The organism is Pseudomonas zhanjiangensis, assembly GCF_041027545.1.
GTDB classification, from domain to species: Bacteria; Pseudomonadota; Gammaproteobacteria; order Pseudomonadales; family Pseudomonadaceae; genus Aquipseudomonas; species Aquipseudomonas zhanjiangensis.
The window spans coordinates 41,982-58,915 of the sequence record NZ_JBFTEG010000015.1; the positions used below are offsets into that span (position 1 = coordinate 41,982).

15 protein-coding genes are annotated in these 16,934 nt (G+C 64.5%); 4 read left to right on the forward strand and 11 right to left on the reverse strand.

The features are described from left to right. Positions 1–38: 38 nt before the first annotated feature. From AB5S05_RS17065 to metH, 3 genes are all read right to left on the reverse strand, one after another. A complete protein-coding gene (locus AB5S05_RS17065; RefSeq protein WP_369288720.1) occupies positions 39–1,373 on the reverse strand; it encodes a diguanylate cyclase domain-containing protein in 1,335 nt (444 codons plus the stop codon). Positions 1,374–1,482: 109 nt separating this feature from the next. Beyond that, positions 1,483–1,848, reverse strand: a complete 366-nt coding sequence (locus AB5S05_RS17070; RefSeq protein WP_369288721.1) for a RidA family protein — start codon at positions 1,846–1,848, stop codon at positions 1,483–1,485. Positions 1,849–2,028: 180 nt separating this feature from the next. Beyond that, a complete protein-coding gene (gene metH, locus AB5S05_RS17075; protein WP_369288722.1) occupies positions 2,029–5,739 on the reverse strand; it encodes a methionine synthase in 3,711 nt (1,236 codons plus the stop codon). Between the two features lie 165 nt (positions 5,740–5,904). Between metH and AB5S05_RS17080 the strand changes: the two genes are divergently transcribed. After that, a complete protein-coding gene (locus tag AB5S05_RS17080; protein WP_369288723.1) occupies positions 5,905–8,184 on the forward strand; it encodes a fatty acid cis/trans isomerase in 2,280 nt (759 codons plus the stop codon). A gap of 60 nt (positions 8,185–8,244) precedes the next feature. Here the strand turns inward: AB5S05_RS17080 and AB5S05_RS17085 are convergent, their stop codons facing one another. Together AB5S05_RS17085 and AB5S05_RS17090 are read right to left on the reverse strand one after the other, a co-directional pair. After that, positions 8,245–8,661 carry a universal stress protein gene (locus tag AB5S05_RS17085; RefSeq protein WP_369288724.1) on the reverse strand — a complete coding sequence of 139 codons (417 nt, stop codon included), beginning with the start codon at positions 8,659–8,661 and terminating at the stop codon, positions 8,245–8,247. Between the two features lie 130 nt (positions 8,662–8,791). After that, positions 8,792–9,535, reverse strand: coding sequence for a DUF1223 domain-containing protein (locus AB5S05_RS17090; RefSeq protein WP_369288725.1), 744 nt, complete (start codon positions 9,533–9,535; stop codon positions 8,792–8,794). Positions 9,536–9,676: 141 nt separating this feature from the next. Here AB5S05_RS17090 and nfuA point away from each other — a divergent pair, with 141 nt between their 5' ends. The 3 genes from nfuA to AB5S05_RS17105 all read left to right on the forward strand — a co-directional run bounded on the left by nfuA (position 9,677) and on the right by AB5S05_RS17105 (position 12,396). Next, positions 9,677–10,261 (forward strand): Fe-S biogenesis protein NfuA, encoded by a 585-nt coding sequence (nfuA, locus tag AB5S05_RS17095; RefSeq protein WP_369288726.1) that lies wholly within the window; start codon positions 9,677–9,679, stop codon positions 10,259–10,261. A 174-nt stretch (positions 10,262–10,435) separates the two neighbouring features. Further along, positions 10,436–11,434, forward strand: coding sequence for a response regulator (locus AB5S05_RS17100; RefSeq protein WP_369288727.1), 999 nt, complete (start codon positions 10,436–10,438; stop codon positions 11,432–11,434). Between the two features lie 2 nt (positions 11,435–11,436). Next, on the forward strand, positions 11,437–12,396 hold the full coding sequence (locus tag AB5S05_RS17105; protein WP_369288728.1) for a sensor domain-containing diguanylate cyclase: 960 nt from the start codon (positions 11,437–11,439) through the stop codon (positions 12,394–12,396). 29 nt (positions 12,397–12,425) lie between these two features. On the opposite strand, the gene AB5S05_RS17110 is transcribed toward AB5S05_RS17105, so the two are convergent. The 6 genes from AB5S05_RS17110 to AB5S05_RS17135 all read right to left on the reverse strand — a co-directional run bounded on the left by AB5S05_RS17110 (position 12,426) and on the right by AB5S05_RS17135 (position 16,834). Further along, positions 12,426–12,935 carry an HPP family protein gene (locus AB5S05_RS17110; protein WP_369288729.1) on the reverse strand — a complete coding sequence of 170 codons (510 nt, stop codon included), beginning with the start codon at positions 12,933–12,935 and terminating at the stop codon, positions 12,426–12,428. Next, positions 12,935–13,180, reverse strand: a complete 246-nt coding sequence (locus AB5S05_RS17115) for a DUF1272 domain-containing protein (RefSeq protein WP_369288730.1) — start codon at positions 13,178–13,180, stop codon at positions 12,935–12,937. The genes AB5S05_RS17110 and AB5S05_RS17115 overlap by 1 nt, the downstream gene beginning before the upstream one ends. Positions 13,181–13,211: 31 nt before the next feature. After that, complete coding sequence (locus AB5S05_RS17120; protein WP_369288731.1) at positions 13,212–14,207, reverse strand: GlxA family transcriptional regulator; 996 nt, start codon at positions 14,205–14,207, stop codon at positions 13,212–13,214. 159 nt (positions 14,208–14,366) lie between these two features. Next, a complete protein-coding gene (locus AB5S05_RS17125) occupies positions 14,367–14,636 on the reverse strand; it encodes a hypothetical protein (RefSeq protein ID WP_369288732.1) in 270 nt (89 codons plus the stop codon). A 179-nt stretch (positions 14,637–14,815) separates the two neighbouring features. Then, positions 14,816–15,685 (reverse strand): hypothetical protein, encoded by an 870-nt coding sequence (locus tag AB5S05_RS17130; protein ID WP_369288733.1) that lies wholly within the window; start codon positions 15,683–15,685, stop codon positions 14,816–14,818. A 69-nt stretch (positions 15,686–15,754) separates the two neighbouring features. Next, positions 15,755–16,834, reverse strand: coding sequence for a patatin-like phospholipase family protein (locus tag AB5S05_RS17135; protein WP_369288734.1), 1,080 nt, complete (start codon positions 16,832–16,834; stop codon positions 15,755–15,757). Between the last annotated feature and the right edge of the window lie 100 nt (positions 16,835–16,934).

Here is a 16,934-nt window from a genome sequence, read left to right on the forward strand (position 1 = left end):
GAGCGATGCACCCCGCTGGCTGACTGGCGGGGTAGTGTCTAGTCCTCGAACGACGGGGCGTTGCGGCGCGGCGTGCTGCCCAGGCGATACTGGTTGTTGCCGCTGCGTTTGGCCTCGTACATGGCCAGGTCGGCGATATGAATGAGCTTGTCCATGCTTGGCGCATGATCGGGGAACACGGCGATGCCCAGGCTCGCGCCTACCCGTAGCGGCGCTTCGTCGATCAGCACGGGCGCGGTCAGGGCATCGAGGATCTTGCGCGAGACGGACTCGGCCTCCTGAGCAAGGGGCTGCTGCGGTGGAATGGCTTCGAGGATGGCGACGAACTCGTCGCCGCCGAGACGCGCCACAGTATCGGACTCGCGCAGCGTCTGGCTCAGGCGCGCGCCGGTCACCTGCAACAGCTTGTCGCCCGCGGCATGCCCATGCCGGTCGTTGATCGCCTTGAAGCCATTGAGGTCGATAAACACCAGCGCCACCCGCGTCTGGTTACGCCGGGCGCGCTCCAGGGCCTTGCCCAGGTGGGCCTCGAACACCAGGCGGTTGGGCAGGCCGGTCAGCGAGTCCAGGTGAGCGAGATCCTGCAACTGGTTCAGCCAGTGCTTCTCCTCGGTGATGTCGCGTACCACGCCCATCATCCGCACGGCGTTGCCGTCGGCATCCTTGAGCACATTGCCGGTTTCGCGCAACCAGCGCACCGTGCCGTCTGGCCAGACGACCCGGTACTCCTCGTCGTGATTCTCGCCCGTCTCGATGCAGCGCAGTTCGCCGGCACGGACTTGTTCCTGGTCTTGCGGGTGAACGCTGGCGCAGAACAGCTCATAGGATGGCGTCACCTCGCCGACCCGATAGCCGAACATGCCGTAGATTGCATCGGACCAGTAGAGCTCGTCAGTGTCGATGCGCCAATCCCAGGTACCGATGCGGGCAAAGTACTGGCTGCGCTTGAACCGCTCGGCATCGTCCGTTGACCGGCCCGCCGTGCCGGCGGGCTGAATGAGCAGGATGCCGGCGTCGCTTTCGGCCGGGCCGAGGCGAACGACTTCCAGCGCAGGGCGGTTACCTTCGTCGCCTTCGCCCGGGTTCAACCGCTGCGGGAGGTCGCCCGCCAGGCCGCTGAGCTGAGGCAAGCAGTCGGCCAGGCGCTTACCGATCAGCGCCGCCTCGCCATGCCCCAGCAGCCGCGCCGCCGCCGGGTTGTGTCGGCTGATTCGACCGTCGCGCGCCACCTGCAGTACGCCCTCGGGCAGCCGCTCGACCAGGCTCCGGTACTGGGCGAGTTGCTCGCGGGCATGGCACTCGCGCCGAACCAGCATGGCCACAAGTGCCAAGGGCAGGAGAGCGCCAGCGCTGGCGATAAGAATCAGGAGCATGGACCGTCACGGTGTCTAGCAGTGAGTATTGCGCGGATTATGCCCTGTCGGTGCCGGCAATTGGCTAGTCATTTGCTCCCGTATCGGTGCTCCAGTGGCTGCTGCAGAGTTATTGAGAGAAGTCTGCGCCAGCGGCGGCGACAAAGGTCATCTCGACCAGATACTCCGGGTTGGCCAATTCGGCCTTTACGCAGGCCCGGCTTGGCGCCGTGCCTTCCTCGAACCAGGCATCCCAGAGCTCGTTGAGCGCTGCCAGGTTGGCAAAGTCGGTGAGGTAGATAGTCGTGGAGAGGATGCGCGTCTTGTCGCTGCCGATCTTCGCCAGCGACTGTTCGGCCTGGGCGAAGATCTGCGCGACCTGGCCCTTGATATCCGCCGTGGTATCGGCGTCGGCAATCTCGACGAAGTGGGCAATACCGTTGAACACGGTGATGTCGGACCAGCGTTTGGTAGGGTTGATGCGGTGGATTTTCATGGATGTTTTCCTTAGAGCCAGATGAGTGGAGTGGTGAGTCTTCTCTTGTGTCCTGGCGGGCGAGGAGAAATATTCGAGTAGTGAGCTGACGCTTGGCAGCTGCGCAATTCCGGGGCGGACTCTGGCGATGAAACCATAAGGCCCGCGTGCGCGGGCCTTGTGGTCATGCCGGGATCCACTTCAGTTCTCGTAACCCAGGTTTGGCGCCAGCCAGCGTTCTGTCATGGTCAGGTCCTGACCCTTGCGCGCGGTGTAGCTCTGTACCTGATCCTTGTCGATCTTGCCCACGGCGAAGTACTGCGCCTGCGGGTGGGCGAAGTACCAGCCGCTGACGGCCGCGGCGGGGAACATGGCGTAGTGGTCGGTGAGAAACACGCCGCTGCGACCGGCCTTGTTGAACTCGGCCTCGGGATCGAGCAGCTTGAACAGGGTGCGCTTCTCGGTGTGATCCGGGCAGGCAGGGTAACCGGGGGCAGGGCGGATGCCCTTGTACTGCTCCTTGATCAGCGCCTCGTTATCCAGTTGCTCGTCGGCGGCATAGCCCCAGTACTCCTTGCGCACGCGTTCGTGCAGCCACTCGGCGCAGGCCTCGGCCAGGCGGTCGGCCAGGGCCTTGACCATGATCGAGTTGTAGTCGTCGCCGGCCTCCTGGTAGGCCTTGGCCACTTCCTCGGCACCGATGCCGGCGGTGGTGATAAAGCCGCCCACGTAATCCACCAAGCCGCTGTCCTTGGGCGCGACGAAGTCGGCGAGCGACAGGTTCGGCTTGCCGTCCGGCTTGATGGTCTGCTGGCGCAGGTGGTGCAAGGTGGCCAGAGGCTGGCCATCGTCGCCATAGACTTCCAGGTCGTCGTCCTGCACCTGGTTGGCCGGCCAGAAGCCGAACAGCGCGCGGGCCTTGATCAGCTTCTCGTCGATCAGCTTCTTGAGCATGGCCTGGGCGTCGTTGAACAGGGCGGTAGCGGCTTCGCCGACCACTTCGTCGCTGAGGATGCGCGGGTACTTGCCGGCCAGGTCCCAGGCGATGAAGAACGGCGTCCAGTCGATGTACTCGGCCAGGGTCGCCAGGTCGATATCGTCGAGCAGCTTGGCCCCGGTGAAGGAGGGTACCGGCGGCTGGTAGCCTGCCCAGTCGAACTGCGGCTTGTTGGCGATCGACGCGGCATAGCTCAGGCGCTCGGTGCGGGCGCTACGGGCGGAGGTGCGCTCACGCACCTCGACGTAGTCGGCGCGGGTCTTCTCGACGAAGCCGGCCTTGAGTTCCTTGGACAGCAACTGGGTGGCCACGCCGACCGCGCGCGAGGCGTCGGTGACGTAGACCACTGCATCGTTCTGGTACTTGGGCTCGATCTTCACCGCGGTGTGAGCCTTGGAGGTGGTGGCGCCACCGATCATCAGCGGCAGCGTGAAGCCCTGGCGCTGCATCTCGCGGGCGACATGGACCATCTCGTCGAGCGACGGGGTGATCAGCCCGGACAGGCCGATGATGTCGCACTTCTCCTCCTTGGCCACCTGGAGGATCTTCTCCGCCGGCACCATCACGCCGAGGTCGACGATGTCGTAGCCGTTGCAGCCCAGCACCACGCCGACGATGTTCTTGCCGATGTCGTGCACGTCGCCCTTGACCGTGGCCATGAGGATCTTGCCCTTGGCCTCCGGCTTGTCGCCTTTCTCCGCCTCGATAAAGGGGATCAGGTGGGCCACCGCCTGCTTCATCACCCGGGCGGATTTCACCACCTGCGGGAGGAACATCTTGCCCGAGCCGAACAGGTCGCCGACCACGTTCATCCCGGCCATCAGCGGGCCCTCGATCACCTCGATCGGCCGCGCGCACTGCTGGCGGCATTCCTCGGTGTCCTCGACGATGTGGGTGGTGATGCCCTTGACCAGCGCGTGCTTGAGCCGCTCGACCACGTCCCAGCCGCGCCACTCCTCGGTCTCGGCTTCCTTGACGCTGCCGTCGCCCTTGAACTGGTCGGCGATCGCCAGCAGCGCCTCGGTGCCGTTCGGCGTGCGGTTGAGCACCACGTCCTCCACCGCATCGCGCAGCTGCGGCGGGATCTCGTCGTAGATCTCCAGCTGGCCGGCGTTGACGATGCCCATGGTCAGGCCGTTCTTGATCGCGTAGTAGAGGAACACCGAGTGGATCGCCTCGCGCACCGGGTTGTTGCCGCGGAACGAGAAGGACACGTTGGACACCCCGCCCGAGCTGAGGGCGTAGGGCAGGTGGTCGCGGATATAGGCGCAGGCCTCGATGAAGTCCACCGCATAGTTGTTGTGCTCTTCAATCCCCGTCGCAACCGCGAAGATGTTCGGGTCGAAGATGATGTCTTCCGGCGGGAAGCCCACCTCATCGACCAGGATGTCGTAGCTGCGCTGGCAGATCTCCTCCTTGCGCGCCAAGGTGTCGGCCTGGCCGGCCTCGTCGAAGGCCATTACCACCACGGCGGCGCCGTAGCGCTTGCACAGCTTGGCGTGCTGCTTGAACTGCTCGACACCTTCCTTCATCGAGATCGAATTGACGATGCCCTTGCCCTGGATGCATTTCAGGCCCGCCTCGATCACTTCCCACTTGGAGGAGTCGATCATGATCGGCACGCGGGAGATGTCCGGCTCGCCGGCGATCAGGTTCAAGAAGGTGACCATGGCCTTCTTGGAGTCGAGCATGCCCTCGTCCATGTTGATGTCGATCACCTGGGCGCCGGCTTCCACCTGCTGCAGGGCGACTTCGAGGGCCTCGGTGTAGTTGTCCTCGCGGATCAGCCGGGCGAACTTGGCCGAACCGGTGATATTGGTGCGCTCGCCGACGTTGACGAACAGCGAGTTGCGATCGATGGTGAAGGGCTCCAGGCCCGACAGGCGGCAGGCCCTGGGAATGTCCGGAATCACCCGCGGCGGGTACTTGGCCACGGCCTCGGCGATGGCCTGGATATGCCCCGGGGTGGTGCCGCAGCAGCCACCGACGATATTCAGGAAGCCCGAGGCGGCGAACTCCTCGACCACAGCGGCCATCTCCGCCGGGGTCTCGTCGTACTCACCGAAGGCATTCGGCAGGCCGGCGTTGGGGTGGGCGGAGACATGGGTCTCGGCCTTGGCCGCCAGCTCTTCCAGGTAGGGCCGCAGGTCCTTGGCGCCGAGGGCGCAGTTCAGGCCCACGGAGATCGGCTTGGCGTGGCGCACCGAGTTCCAGAACGCCTCGGTGGTCTGGCCGGACAGGGTGCGCCCGGAGGCGTCGGTGATGGTGCCGGAGATCATGATCGGCAATTCGACACCGAGCTGCTCGAATACCTCCTGCACGGCAAAGATCGCCGCCTTGGCGTTCAAGGTATCGAAGATGGTCTCGATCAGGATCAGGTCGGCGCCGCCCTCGATCAGGCCGCGGGTGGCCTCGGTGTAGTTGTCCACCAGCTCGTCGAAGGTGACGTTGCGGTAGCCCGGGTTGTTGACGTCCGGGGAGATCGAGCAGGTGCGGCTGGTCGGGCCGAGGACGCCGGCGACGAAACGCGGGCGATCCGGGGTCTCGGCGGTCTTGGCGTCGGCCACCGCTCTGGCCAGGCGCGCGCCCTCGACGTTCAGCTCGTAGACCAACTCCTCCATGCCGTAGTCGGCCTGGGACACCCGGGTGGCGTTGAAGGTGTTGGTCTCGAGGATATCGGCGCCGGCATCCAGGTAGGCCTTCTCGATGGCGCCGATGACGTCCGGGCGGCTGAGGATCAGCAGGTCGTTGTTGCCCTTGACGTCCTGCGGCCAGTCGGCGAAGCGCGCGCCGCGGTAGTCTTCCTCTTCCAGCTTGTAGCTCTGGATCATGGTACCCATGCCGCCATCGAGGATCAGGATGCGCTCTTGCAGGGCTTGCTGGAGAGCGTGGAGGCGGGCGCTGCGATCGGACATGGGACTACCTGAGCAAAGCTGGAACAAAGGACCGAGGATCATAACAAAGCTGCGCCGTTTTGTAGCAGCGAGGGGAAGTGAATGAATTTCGCTCATGTAGGAAAAATGCTGCCGCGCCCGCGCTGACCGGTAGAATCGCGCTACTGACTCATCGGGAATAGCGCCATGCCCTACCGCGCACTGATCAGCGCTTGCCTGTGGTTCATCAGCCCATTGCTGATCGCCGAACCGATATCCTATGTCCGCGATATCCAGCCGATCTTCACCGCCCACTGCGTGGCCTGTCATGCCTGCTACGACTCGCCGTGCCAGCTCAACCTGGGCAGCGGCGAGGGCGTTGCGCGAGGCGCGAACAAGCTACCGGTGTACGACGGCACCCGCACCAAGGCCCAGGAAACCACCCGGTTGTTTGTCGATGCACAAGGTGTGGAAGCCTGGCGGCGCAAGGATTTCTTCTCGGTGCTCGACGGCCAGGGCAGCCAGGCGGCGCTGATGGCGCGGATGCTCGAACTCGGCCGGCGGCAGCCGCTGGCCGCCAACGCCAAGCTGCCGGAGGACCTGCGGATCGATATTCGGCGGGCCAACCAGTGCCCACGGCCGGATGAGTTCGCCAGCTTTGCGCGCAAGCACCCGCAGGCCGGGATGCCCTTCGCCGTTACCGGCCTGAGCGAGAGCGACTACCAGACGCTGCAGCGCTGGCTGGCCGAGGGCGCGCCGGTGCAGTCACAGGCGCTGCTGGCCAGTGCGACTGAGGCCAGCCAACTGGACGCCTGGGAACGCCTGTTGAATGCCCATGGCGCCCGGGAAAGCCTGGTGGCGCGCTGGCTCTATGAGCACCTGTTTCTCGCTCATCTGTATGTCGAGGGCGGCGAATCCGGGCATTTCTTTCGCTTGGTGCGCTCACGCAGCCCCAGTGGCCAGCCAGTCGATCCGATCGCCACCCGCCGCCCCAACGAAGACCCGGGAACCCGCTTCTATTACCGCCTGGCGCCCATCCAGGAGGTGATCGTGCACAAGACCCACATCACCTATCGGCTGAGTGAGCAAAAGTTGGCTCGCGTGCGCGAGCTGTTCTTCGCCACTGACTGGTCGGTAGACGCGCTGCCCGGCTATGGCGCCACTCGCAGGGCCAATCCCTTCGAGACCTTCGCGGCGATTCCGCCCAGTGCGCGCTACCAGTTCATGCTCGATGACGCCGAATACTTCGTGCGCACCTTCATCCGCGGGCCGGTCTGCCGTGGCCAAATCGCGACCGATGTGATTCGCGACAACTTCTGGGTGATATTCCAGGATCCCGGCCACGACCTGTACCTGACCAATGCCGACTACCGTGCCACCAGCACCCCGTTGCTGGCCATGCCCGGCCAGCTCGATGCCATCGGCGACCTGCTCGGGCTGTGGCTCAGCTATCGGGACAAACGCAATGAATACGAGGCCCTGCGCCAGAAGAGCTATGCCAGGGCGCCTGCGCCGAGCTGGTCGCACATCTGGGCCGGCAACGACGATGCGCTGCTGTCGGTGTTCCGCCAGCACGACAGCGCCTCGGTGCGCAAGGGCCTGATCGGCGAGGTCCCGCAGACCCTGTGGTGGATGGATTATCCCTTGCTGGAACGCACCTATTACCAACTGGTGGTCAATTTCGATGTCTACGGCAACGTGTCCCACCAGGCGCAGACCCGACTGTATTTCGACCTGATCCGCAATGGCGCCGAGCAGAACTTCCTGCGCCTGATGCCTGCCGCGGCACGCCAGGCAATGCTCAACGACTGGTATCGGCATAGCGGCAAGCTCAAACTCTGGCTGGATTATCCGGGCATCGACAGCAGCAGCCCTTCGGCGCTGGCGTTGCCCGGGCAAGACCCGAAACAACAGTTCGCCGAAAGCTTGCTAAGCCGCTATGGCACGCTCAACGCGCGTCCCGATCCGATCAATCGCTGCAGCGGCGAGCACTGTTTCCGGGAGGGCCTGACGCCGGAGTTGCAGAAGACCGAGCAAGCCCTCAGCCAGCTGGCGAGCAAGCCGGCCAGCGAGTTGGCGGTGATCGCCTATCTGCCGGAGGCGACCCTGCTACGCATTGAGCAGGCCGACGGCCAGCGCAGGGTCTATAGCGTGCTGCGCAACCGCGCACACAGCAATGTGGCGTTCATGCTCGGCGAGAATTTGCGCCATGAGCCACAGCGCGAAAGCCTGACGATCTATCCGGGGGTGCTCAGCAGCTATCCCAACTTCATCTTCAACCTGAAGGCCGCCGAGGTACCGGTCTTCGTCGACCGGTTGACGCAGGTAGGCAGTGCCCGAGCGTTCGAGCGGGTAGTCGAGCGCTGGGGCATACGCCGTACCCATCCCGAGTTCTGGCGTTACTTCCACGACCTGTCGGCCTATATCCGCGAAAGCGAGCCGATAGAAGCCGGGGTGCTGGATATGAACCGCTACGAGAACCTCTGAAGCCGCCGCGCAACCGCTGGAGCAGGGCGGCGGCCAGTCGAGTCTCTCGTCGCCAGTTGCCTACCGCACGACCAGCACCGAAGCGTCGGAGTAGGAGGCGAAGTAGCCGGCATTCGAGGCGAACAGATGTTCGGCCAGGCCGGGGACGTGGGAGGCCATCACCACCAGATCCGCGCCGCAATCCTTGGCGGCCTTGAGCAAGGTCCGGTCCAGGTCTACCGCCGGATCATGGCTGATATAGGCGGTGCTGCTCACCTGGCTCAAGCCATATCGCTCCGCCTGGGCCAGGCTGAACTGCTGCAGCTTCTCCTCGAATTCCTTCGGGTTGTGCGCCACCGCCGTTGGCGTATTGGCCGATACGCCGATATAGCACACCGGTATGCCATAGAGCTTGGCCAGGTCTGCGCCGGATCTCAGGGCCTTCTCCAAGCGTTCGATATGGGCGAGGTCGACGGGGATCATCATCTGCTTGTACATCTGGGGAGCTCCTTTTCACGCTACCGCGCTTGCCGTTGCAGGCGCGTCGACTGTGCTGAAAGTATTGCAGATGATTGAAAGTTCGGCGGGCTTGGATGCCGGCAGTGGCTGCAGGCGTGGGCCGGCGCGGCTATCGCTGCTCGCCGAGCCAGCCGCCGACGGCCTGATAGGGCGCGGGCCGCCCGGGTCTGCTGAGCCAGGCAACCAGTGCTTGACGCTGGCCGCGCGAGTCCGGAGCCAAGCGGGCCTGCCAGCGGTTTGTCTCGCTGGTCCCCAGTCGCTGCAGGGTCAGCACCACGAAGTCATGGTCGAGCGTGCGTCCGGCATTTTCGCCTCCTGTCACTGCGGTGCGCAGGCCGAATCCCAGGCGCGCGACATGGGCCGTGAGTCCAGCCGGAACTGCACCGGCGGCATCCAGGGTCAGCAGCAACTGGTCGTCTTCAAGTACCAGCACCAGTGTGCCCACTGGCGCCGACTGCACCGATGGCAGTGGCTGGCGCTGGAACCAGCCGCGCCATTCCTGTCCAGCCAGGAAGAACGCCGGCGTATATACTCCGCGGCTGCTGCCGTGGCGGGCGTATTGGCGCTGGCGTGCGCTGTAGCCCGGATTGGCGAATGGGTCCGGCCACCCCAACCGATCCCAGTAGTCCACGTGAAAGGCCATTGGGATCAGATCACGCCACAGCTGCGGGTGCGTGGTCAGCGCCGACAACCAGCGCTCCGCTGCTGGGCAGGAGCTGCAGCCCTGGGAGGTGTAGAGCTCGAGAACCGGGGTGGACGTTGGCCGACTGGCAAGATGCAGGCGTGGCTCGGCCAGTAATGCCGTGCTGGCAAGGCACAGGGTGGCCCACAGCAAGAACAGAAGGTGCTTCATTGGTACAACCCTGGTTGGGCTTAGGCTTTTGACATATCGCCGAGCCCTGCGTTACAGGCAAATTAATCCGAGCAGGGTACTCAGGCTTTATCCTGGACGGGCGGTTGGCGTACACTGCGCCCATGATTGCGAGGAGTTGCCATGAGCACCATCACCATTACCGACGCCGCCCACGATTATTTGGCTGATCTGCTGAGCAAGCAGAACACCCCGGGCATCGGCATTCGTATCTTCATCACCCAACCCGGCACCCCGTACGCCGAAACCTGCATCGCCTATTGCAAGCCCGGCGAGCAGAAAGCGGAAGATACCGCGCTGGGACTAGCCAGCTTCACCGCCTGGATCGACGCGGTCAGCGAGCCGTTCCTGGAGGACGCGCTGGTGGATTACGCAACCGACCGCATGGGCGGTCAGCTGACCATCAAGGCGCCGAATGCCAAGGTGCCGATGGTCAACGAGGACAGCCCGCTCAACGAGCGCATCAATTATTACCTGCAGACCGAGATCAACCCGGGCCTGGCCAGCCATGGCGGCGAGGTCAGCCTGATCGACGTGGTCGACGACGGTATCGCCGTGCTGAAGTTCGGCGGTGGCTGTCAGGGTTGCGGACAGGCCGACGTCACTCTCAAGGAGGGCATCGAGAGAACCCTGCTCGAGCGTATTCCCGAACTCAAGGGTGTGCGCGACGTTACCGATCACACCAACCGGGAAAATGCCTACTACTGAGGCGGCGGTTGCGCCAAGGCTTATGCGAAGAGGTGGCCCAGTGGCCACCTTTTTTCTGGGCTGATCATGGCTTTCTGACGTGCGTTTGCCGTCTGCGGGCGTAAGCTTGACGCTAACGGGGGCGATCGCATGGCGCACGGCTCCCGCCTCCCCGACGACCTGGAAGTGGTGCACATGACTGTCAGCTCCCTGCTTGTCTGTGATGACTCCAACATGGCGCGCAAGCAACTCTTGCGCGCACTGCCCACCGACTGGCCCGTCTCGGTCGAGCAGGCGAGCGATGGCCGCGAGGCGATGGAGGTCCTGCGCCGAGGCCCGGTGGACGTCATGCTGCTCGACCTGACCATGCCGGAGATGGACGGTTACCAGGTGCTCACGGCCCTGCGCGCAGAAGGCCTGGCCTGCAAGGTGATCGTCGTCTCCGGCGATGTCCAGGAGCAGGCGCGTGAGCGGGTGATGGCGCTCGGCGCGCTGGCGTTCCTGCAGAAGCCGGTAGAGCCAGCGCTGCTCAAGCAGACCCTGGGCAACCTCAGCCTGCTGGCGTCCGCTGGCGGCAGCGAACTGGCCCAGGCACGCCAACTGGATGCCAGCATCAGCTTCTTCGACGCCTTTCGCGAAGTGGTCAACGTCGCCATGGGCCGCGCCGCGGCGTTGCTGGCCCGGGTACTCGGGGTGTTCGTGCAGCTGCCGGTGCCGAACGTCAACCTGTTCGAGGTCGGCGAATTGCACATGGCGCTGGCGGACGCCCAGCGCGGCAATGGGCTCACCGCGGTGTGCCAGGGCTTCATCGGCGACGGTATCGCCGGCGAGGCACTGCTGATCTTCCACGACTCGGAAGTGGACGATATGGCTCGGCTGATGCACGGCTTCTCCGCCGACTACGCGCCGATGGAGATGCTCCTGGATCTCTCCGCGGTATTGATTGGCGCCTGTCTGGCGGGCATCGCCGAGCAGGTCGACGTGCACTTTTCCCAGAGCCATCCCACGGTGCTGGGCCAGCACGCCTCGATCGACGAGCTGACCCGCCTCAATCAGCCACGCTGGAAGAGAACCCTGGCCGTGGAGATCAGCTACAGCATCGAAGGCCACCATATCCACTTCGATTTGCTCTTGCTGTTCACCGAAGACTCGGTGGAGCTTCTCACCCACAAGCTTGACTACCTGATGAACTGAGCATGAGCAAAATCGCCGATTTCAACGAGTTGCACTGGTTGTTGGCCATCCTGCAGAGCATCGATGTCGGAGTCGTGGTACTCGATCGCGAATACCGGGTGCAGGTCTGGAACACCTTCATGGAGAACCGTTCGGGGCGGCAGCCGCATGAGGTGCGACAGAAATCCTTCTTCAGCCTGTTTCCCGAGGTCGAGGAAGACTGGTTCCGCTACAAGGTCGAGAGCGTGATCACCCTGGGCACTCCGGCCTTCACCATCTGGGAGCAGCGGCCCTACCTGGTGCGATTCAAGAACTACCAGCCGATCACCGGGCAGGAAGAGTTCATGTACCAGAACACCACCATTCTGCCGTTGCAGGGCACCAACAGCAGCATCGAACACATCTGCCTGATCATCTACGACGCGACCAATGTGGCGGTGAACAAGCAGCAGTTGCAGGCGGCGAATCTGCAGCTGCAGAAACTCTCGCGCACCGACCGCCTGACCGGGCTGAACAACCGCGGCTACTGGGAGGAGTGCCTGCAGCACGAGTACGCCCGGCATCGCCGCTACCAGAGCATGGCCGCCCTGGTGATGTTCGATATAGACCACTTCAAGCGCATCAATGACGGCCATGGCCACCCGGCCGGCGACAAGGTGATCCAGGCGGTGGCCGAGGTGGTGCGCAAACAGGTGCGTGACACCGACGTTGCCGGGCGCTACGGCGGCGAGGAGTTCGCCATTCTCTTGCCCGACGTCGATAAGGCCGGCGCCCAGCGCTTCGCCGAGCGCCTGCGCCAGAGCGTCGAGGCGATCATCGTCAGCCATGAAGGCCAGGCCATCAGGCTCACCATCAGTCTGGGCGTGGCCGACCTGAGTGAAATGCTAGAGGGCTACGAGCAGCTGATCGAGCACGCCGACCAGGCCCTGTATGCCGCCAAGCTAGGCGGGCGCAACCAGGTCAGGGTCTATCCGCTAGCCTGACGTCCACTCGCCGGCGGCCGCCGAGGCCATTACCAGTATTTCGGATAGCGGCCACTGCGGCTGGCGTTGTTGTACAGCAGCGCCACCAGGATCAGTACCAGGGCGCCGATCAGGGTGGGGTAGAGGAGGAAGCCCCACCCCGGCTGGGCGAGAAAGATGATCACCGGATTCGAGCCCGCGGGGGGATGAACGCTACGCGTCAGCATCATCAGGGCAATCGCGGTGCCTACCGCCAGCGCCAGCGACCACCACTGCGGGCCGACGCCGTGGAGCATGAGCAGTCCGACCAGACTGCTGAGCAGGTGGCCGAGCAGGACATTGCGCGGCTGCGAGAACGGCAAGTCCGGAAAGCCGAACACCAGCACGCAGGAGGCGCCGAAGGAGCCCAGCAGCAGGCTAACCGACAGCAGATCGCCGGCATTGGCGACGGCGGCAATCGCCAGCGCGCCGCCGAGCCAGGCGAGCGCCGCCTGTTTCAGCGTCGGCCGAGGGGGCAGGGCCATGGCGTCCCCTTGCAGTTTGCGCAACAAATCGAGCATTAGGATCTCCTCAAGGATGGGGGGTTCAAGACGCGGGTGCTGGAGGCGGGGACGCGCGCCAGCTTGGCGGCCGGCCGGATTGGTCGCCTGACCAGTTCGCCGCCGCAATTCGGGCAGCAGCCGTGCAGAAGCCGGTCGGCGCAGCTTTGGCAGAAGGTGCACTCGAACGAGCAGATCAGCGCCTGCGCCGAGTCGGCGGGCAGGTCGCGGTCGCAGCATTCGCAGTTGGGGCGCAGTTGCAACATGTTGGACTCCTGGGGTGGCCTAGCAGAATTCTCAGGCGAAGCGCGCGGCATACTCCTGCGGGCTCACACCCAGGTGCTTGTGGAAGGTGCGCCGCAGGTTCTCCGGATGACCGAAGCCGGTGAGGCGTGCCACCGTGGCGATCGAGGCCTGGGCGTCCTGCAGCAGGTTGCGCGCAGCCTCGATTCGAAGGCGCTCGACATAGCGGCCCGGCCCGACGCCCAGCTCCTGGACGAAGACCCGCGACAGGGTACGCGGCGTCATGGCGGCCTGGGCGGCGAGGGCCTGCAGCGACAGATCCTCGCTCAGGTGAGCGGGTATCCACTCGAGCAGGGCGCTCAGGCGTGGAACGCGACTCGGCTCGGGACTCAGCAGCGCACTGAACTGCGCCTGACCGCCGGGCCTGCGCAGGAACATCACCAGGCGCCGCGCCACCGCCAGCGCCGTGGGCCTGCCCAGGTCCGCTTCCACCAGGGCCAGCGCCAGGTCGATGCCTGCCGTTACCCCGGCCGAGGTGAACACATGTCCATTGTCCTGTAGGTCCCGCGGGTCATAGGTGTGCAGACAATCGCCAAGCACCTCCACCTGCGGATACCCCTGACGCAAGGTTTGCACGTCTGCCCAGTGGGTGGTGGCGCGCCGGCCGTCGAGCAAGCCGGCCGCGGCAAGGATCAGGGCGCCGGAGCAGACCGAACCGAGACGCCGTAGCCGCGGCTCGGCGGCAGCCAGCCAGGCCAGTAGCGGCGCATTCACGCATTGGGCCTCGACACCCAGGCCGCCGGGAACCAACAAGGTGTCCAGCTGCGCCGGGTCCACTTCGCTCCAGGCCCGATCGGCCACCAACTGGAAGCCGGCCGAAGTGGCAATGGCACCGGCCCGTTGGCCGAGCAGCAGAAGACGGTAGGGCGCAGGCAGTCCCTGGCGCTGGCGTTCGACGTTAGCCGAGGCGAACACCTGCATCGGCCCCGTCACGTCCAGGCTCATGACGTCCGGGTAGAGCAGGCAGGCGATGGTATGAGACGCATCCATTGGGGCAAGACTCGATGAGCGATGGATGCAGTTTGCACTCAGCGAAAGGCTGGCAACAAGGACAATAGACCCACAGATATTGCCATCATGCTTGGCAGGGAGCGCAGCATGGCAAGCCGGGCAGCGCCGCCGAAGGCGCTGCCTACCACGGCGGGCGGATTACTCCGGCATGCTCCAGGGAGCCAGGTCGAAGCCTTTCTGAGTCAACTCGTCGCGAGACTGCTTGAGCACCTTGGCGAATTGCTGTGGATCGCTGTAGATGTTGCTGGTCAGCTGGGTGCGACCGAGCAGGCGAGTGCTGGTACGGTCGATGACCGTCAGGCTCAGCAGGCCGGTGCCATCCTGAGGCGCCCAGGCAACGCACTGGAAGGGTTGAAAAGCGCGATCGGCAATCAGAAGTGCTTCGTTAAAACGCAGCGGGGCGTTCATGGGGTCGGTTTCTCCGAGGTGATCCCAAATGTCTTTAGGGCCGGCGGCAATAGTCACGCTGGCCAGTCATAGCAGTTGATGTATTCAGTTGACCGACAAGTCACACGAAGGTGCGATTTATGTCCGTCTTGAGCAAGAAAATGACGCACCTAGACTCTACGGGCCGGCGCAAGGCCGCCTCAGGCGAGGCCCGGCGCATCGATGCAGGGCGTGTCGACTGCGCCGGCGCCGCTGGCTTGCAACCACTGGCGTAGATGGTGCGCGACATAATCCTGAAAGCGCCGATCGTCCCAGTAGGCCAGATGGCTCAATGGCGTATGCCTGATGTACCAGGGGCCCACTGGCAGGGCACGGTCCTCGGCGACCACCTCTGCGTAGCTCGGCAGCGGCCGCAGCGGGTAGCCGAGCAGGTCGGCCGGGGCATAGAGGTTGAGCCAGCGCGCCTGCGCCCTGATTCGCTCGTCCAGGCAGTGTCCGGGAAAGCGAATCGGCACCACCGGATCGCAGGCGAAGGTGAACAGCGGAATGTTGCAGCCGAAGGTGACCAGCCCGGTCAGCGTTTCCAGGGCGAGAAACGGATCCCGCGGACAACTGGCGGTCAGGTTGATGCGTTGCTGGTCCCAGACGAAGTTGGAGAAGATGTGGCCACCGAGCGAGTGCGCGAGGACCACCAGTGGCGTATCGGCATCGACCTTGGCACGCAAGGCATTGAAGCCGTTGCGCAGGCACTGGTGGACCTCTTCATAGGTGGTGTCGTAGGCCTGGCTGACCTTGCGATAGCCACTGGCATCGCCAAGGAACAGGGTGACCAGGCGGCGCATCCAGCGCCAGCCGACGGGCTGATCGTCCAGGCGCTTGAGGTAGTCCATCTGCCGCTTGTCCAGGACGTTGGCCCAGTACAGGCTCTGGAACGCCACATCGTCGGCGTTCACCCCGAGTCGCCGGCGCAAGGCGGCGATCAACCCCTGGGCGAAGACATGCTGACCCTCGTCATCGCGAATATCGGGCTGTGTGCCAATGCCGTGGATGATGGCTACTGCAAGTTTCATGGGCGTCCTTCCCTGGTTGAACGCCGACTAACCTAGCGTCCGGCCGTGCCATCTGCAATCCCATTGGAATCACAATGCCAGCATGCGCTCGGCGAGCCGACCACGCTCGACCAGCTCGAGAAACTCGTCACCCAGTCGCCGGCTTTCGGCCATCGCGGTACGCCAGTAGCGCTCGCGGCCGGGGTCGTCACCCTGATAGCGGGTGAAATCCTTGCGGTCGGGCAGCTTGCCATGGGGCAGGCGGGCCAGGTAGTCGGGGGAGGGGGCGAGCAGCAACACGTCCTGCAGGCGTCCGCTGTCGCCGCGCCGCCAGGGCAGGCCCTTGTCGAACCAGCCAGGAATGATGCGGTCGGTGAAGTGCGGGTAGAGCACGATATCGCTGCCGCTGTACGGCAAGTCCAGGTGATAGTCGAGCAGTCCGCCGTCGCGATAGGTACCCAGACCGGCGCCGGGGATATCGCGTACGCCCTCCATGATCATCGGGATCGAGCCTGAGGCAAGCAGGGCCTGGCGCAGATTGCCCGGATCGAGGGCCAGGTAGCGCGAAGGGAAGTCGACGAGCTCGCGCAAGGGCGGCGTCAGCCGCGCATCGTGCAGGATCAGACGCTCGAAATGCCTGGCCAGCCGCGAACGCCCGAGCAGATTGCTGCCGATCACCCCGGACAAGCCCAGACCCAATGCGCCGCGGTGGTCATGCCGAAGCAGACCGTGGCTCTTCACCACGACGATGTTCAGCCGATAGTTCGGGTTATCCAGTACCCGGCCATCCTGGCCATCGAGCAATTGATCGAGCATCTGCCGGCAACTGAACGAGACCTGGGCCATGCTCGCGCCCTTGGCGAAACGCTGCGCGCTGTATAGCTCGCCCAGGCGCCGGAGCGCGCCCGCGGCATCCGGCAGGCAGGCGCAGGCGAACCGCCAGGAGCCGATCGAGGCGCCAATCAATGCGCGCTGGCGCGGCGCCCGCGGCAGCCACTCCGCAAACAGGGCCAGGTCCAGCCCCTGGATACCCAGCGCCTTGGGCCCGCCGGCGGCGCCGGGCAATATGCCCACATCGGCTGGCTGCAGGCCGCGTTCACGAATGCGCGCCAACGCGCGCGGGCCGGCCTTGATCGTCAGGGCCGGAGATTTGATCTGTATCGCGCTCATGGCAACTCCATTTCCAAGCACGCGATTATAGGGGCCTGGATGCTATGACCAAGCCACTTCAGCGAATGAATGATGCTGCTTCGGCGTTCGATTAATTCGT

Bases quoted from the DNA above. Each gene is read 5' to 3' on its own strand.
- AB5S05_RS17065 (WP_369288720.1), bottom strand. From the start codon at position 1,373: ATGCTCCTGATTCTTATCGCCAGCGCTGGCGCTCTCCTGCCCTTGGCA.
- AB5S05_RS17070 (WP_369288721.1), bottom strand. From the start codon at position 1,848: ATGAAAATCCACCGCATCAACCCTACCAAACGCTGGTCCGACATCACC.
- metH (WP_369288722.1), bottom strand. From the start codon at position 5,739: ATGTCCGATCGCAGCGCCCGCCTCCACGCTCTCCAGCAAGCCCTGCAA.
- AB5S05_RS17080 (WP_369288723.1), top strand. From the start codon at position 5,905: ATGCCCTACCGCGCACTGATCAGCGCTTGCCTGTGGTTCATCAGCCCA.
- AB5S05_RS17085 (WP_369288724.1), bottom strand. From the start codon at position 8,661: ATGTACAAGCAGATGATGATCCCCGTCGACCTCGCCCATATCGAACGC.
- AB5S05_RS17090 (WP_369288725.1), bottom strand. From the start codon at position 9,535: ATGAAGCACCTTCTGTTCTTGCTGTGGGCCACCCTGTGCCTTGCCAGC.
- nfuA (WP_369288726.1), top strand. From the start codon at position 9,677: ATGAGCACCATCACCATTACCGACGCCGCCCACGATTATTTGGCTGAT.
- AB5S05_RS17100 (WP_369288727.1), top strand. From the start codon at position 10,436: ATGACTGTCAGCTCCCTGCTTGTCTGTGATGACTCCAACATGGCGCGC.
- AB5S05_RS17105 (WP_369288728.1), top strand. From the start codon at position 11,437: ATGAGCAAAATCGCCGATTTCAACGAGTTGCACTGGTTGTTGGCCATC.
- AB5S05_RS17110 (WP_369288729.1), bottom strand. From the start codon at position 12,935: ATGCTCGATTTGTTGCGCAAACTGCAAGGGGACGCCATGGCCCTGCCC.
- AB5S05_RS17115 (WP_369288730.1), bottom strand. From the start codon at position 13,180: ATGTTGCAACTGCGCCCCAACTGCGAATGCTGCGACCGCGACCTGCCC.
- AB5S05_RS17120 (WP_369288731.1), bottom strand. From the start codon at position 14,207: ATGGATGCGTCTCATACCATCGCCTGCCTGCTCTACCCGGACGTCATG.
- AB5S05_RS17125 (WP_369288732.1), bottom strand. From the start codon at position 14,636: ATGAACGCCCCGCTGCGTTTTAACGAAGCACTTCTGATTGCCGATCGC.
- AB5S05_RS17130 (WP_369288733.1), bottom strand. From the start codon at position 15,685: ATGAAACTTGCAGTAGCCATCATCCACGGCATTGGCACACAGCCCGAT.
- AB5S05_RS17135 (WP_369288734.1), bottom strand. From the start codon at position 16,834: ATGAGCGCGATACAGATCAAATCTCCGGCCCTGACGATCAAGGCCGGC.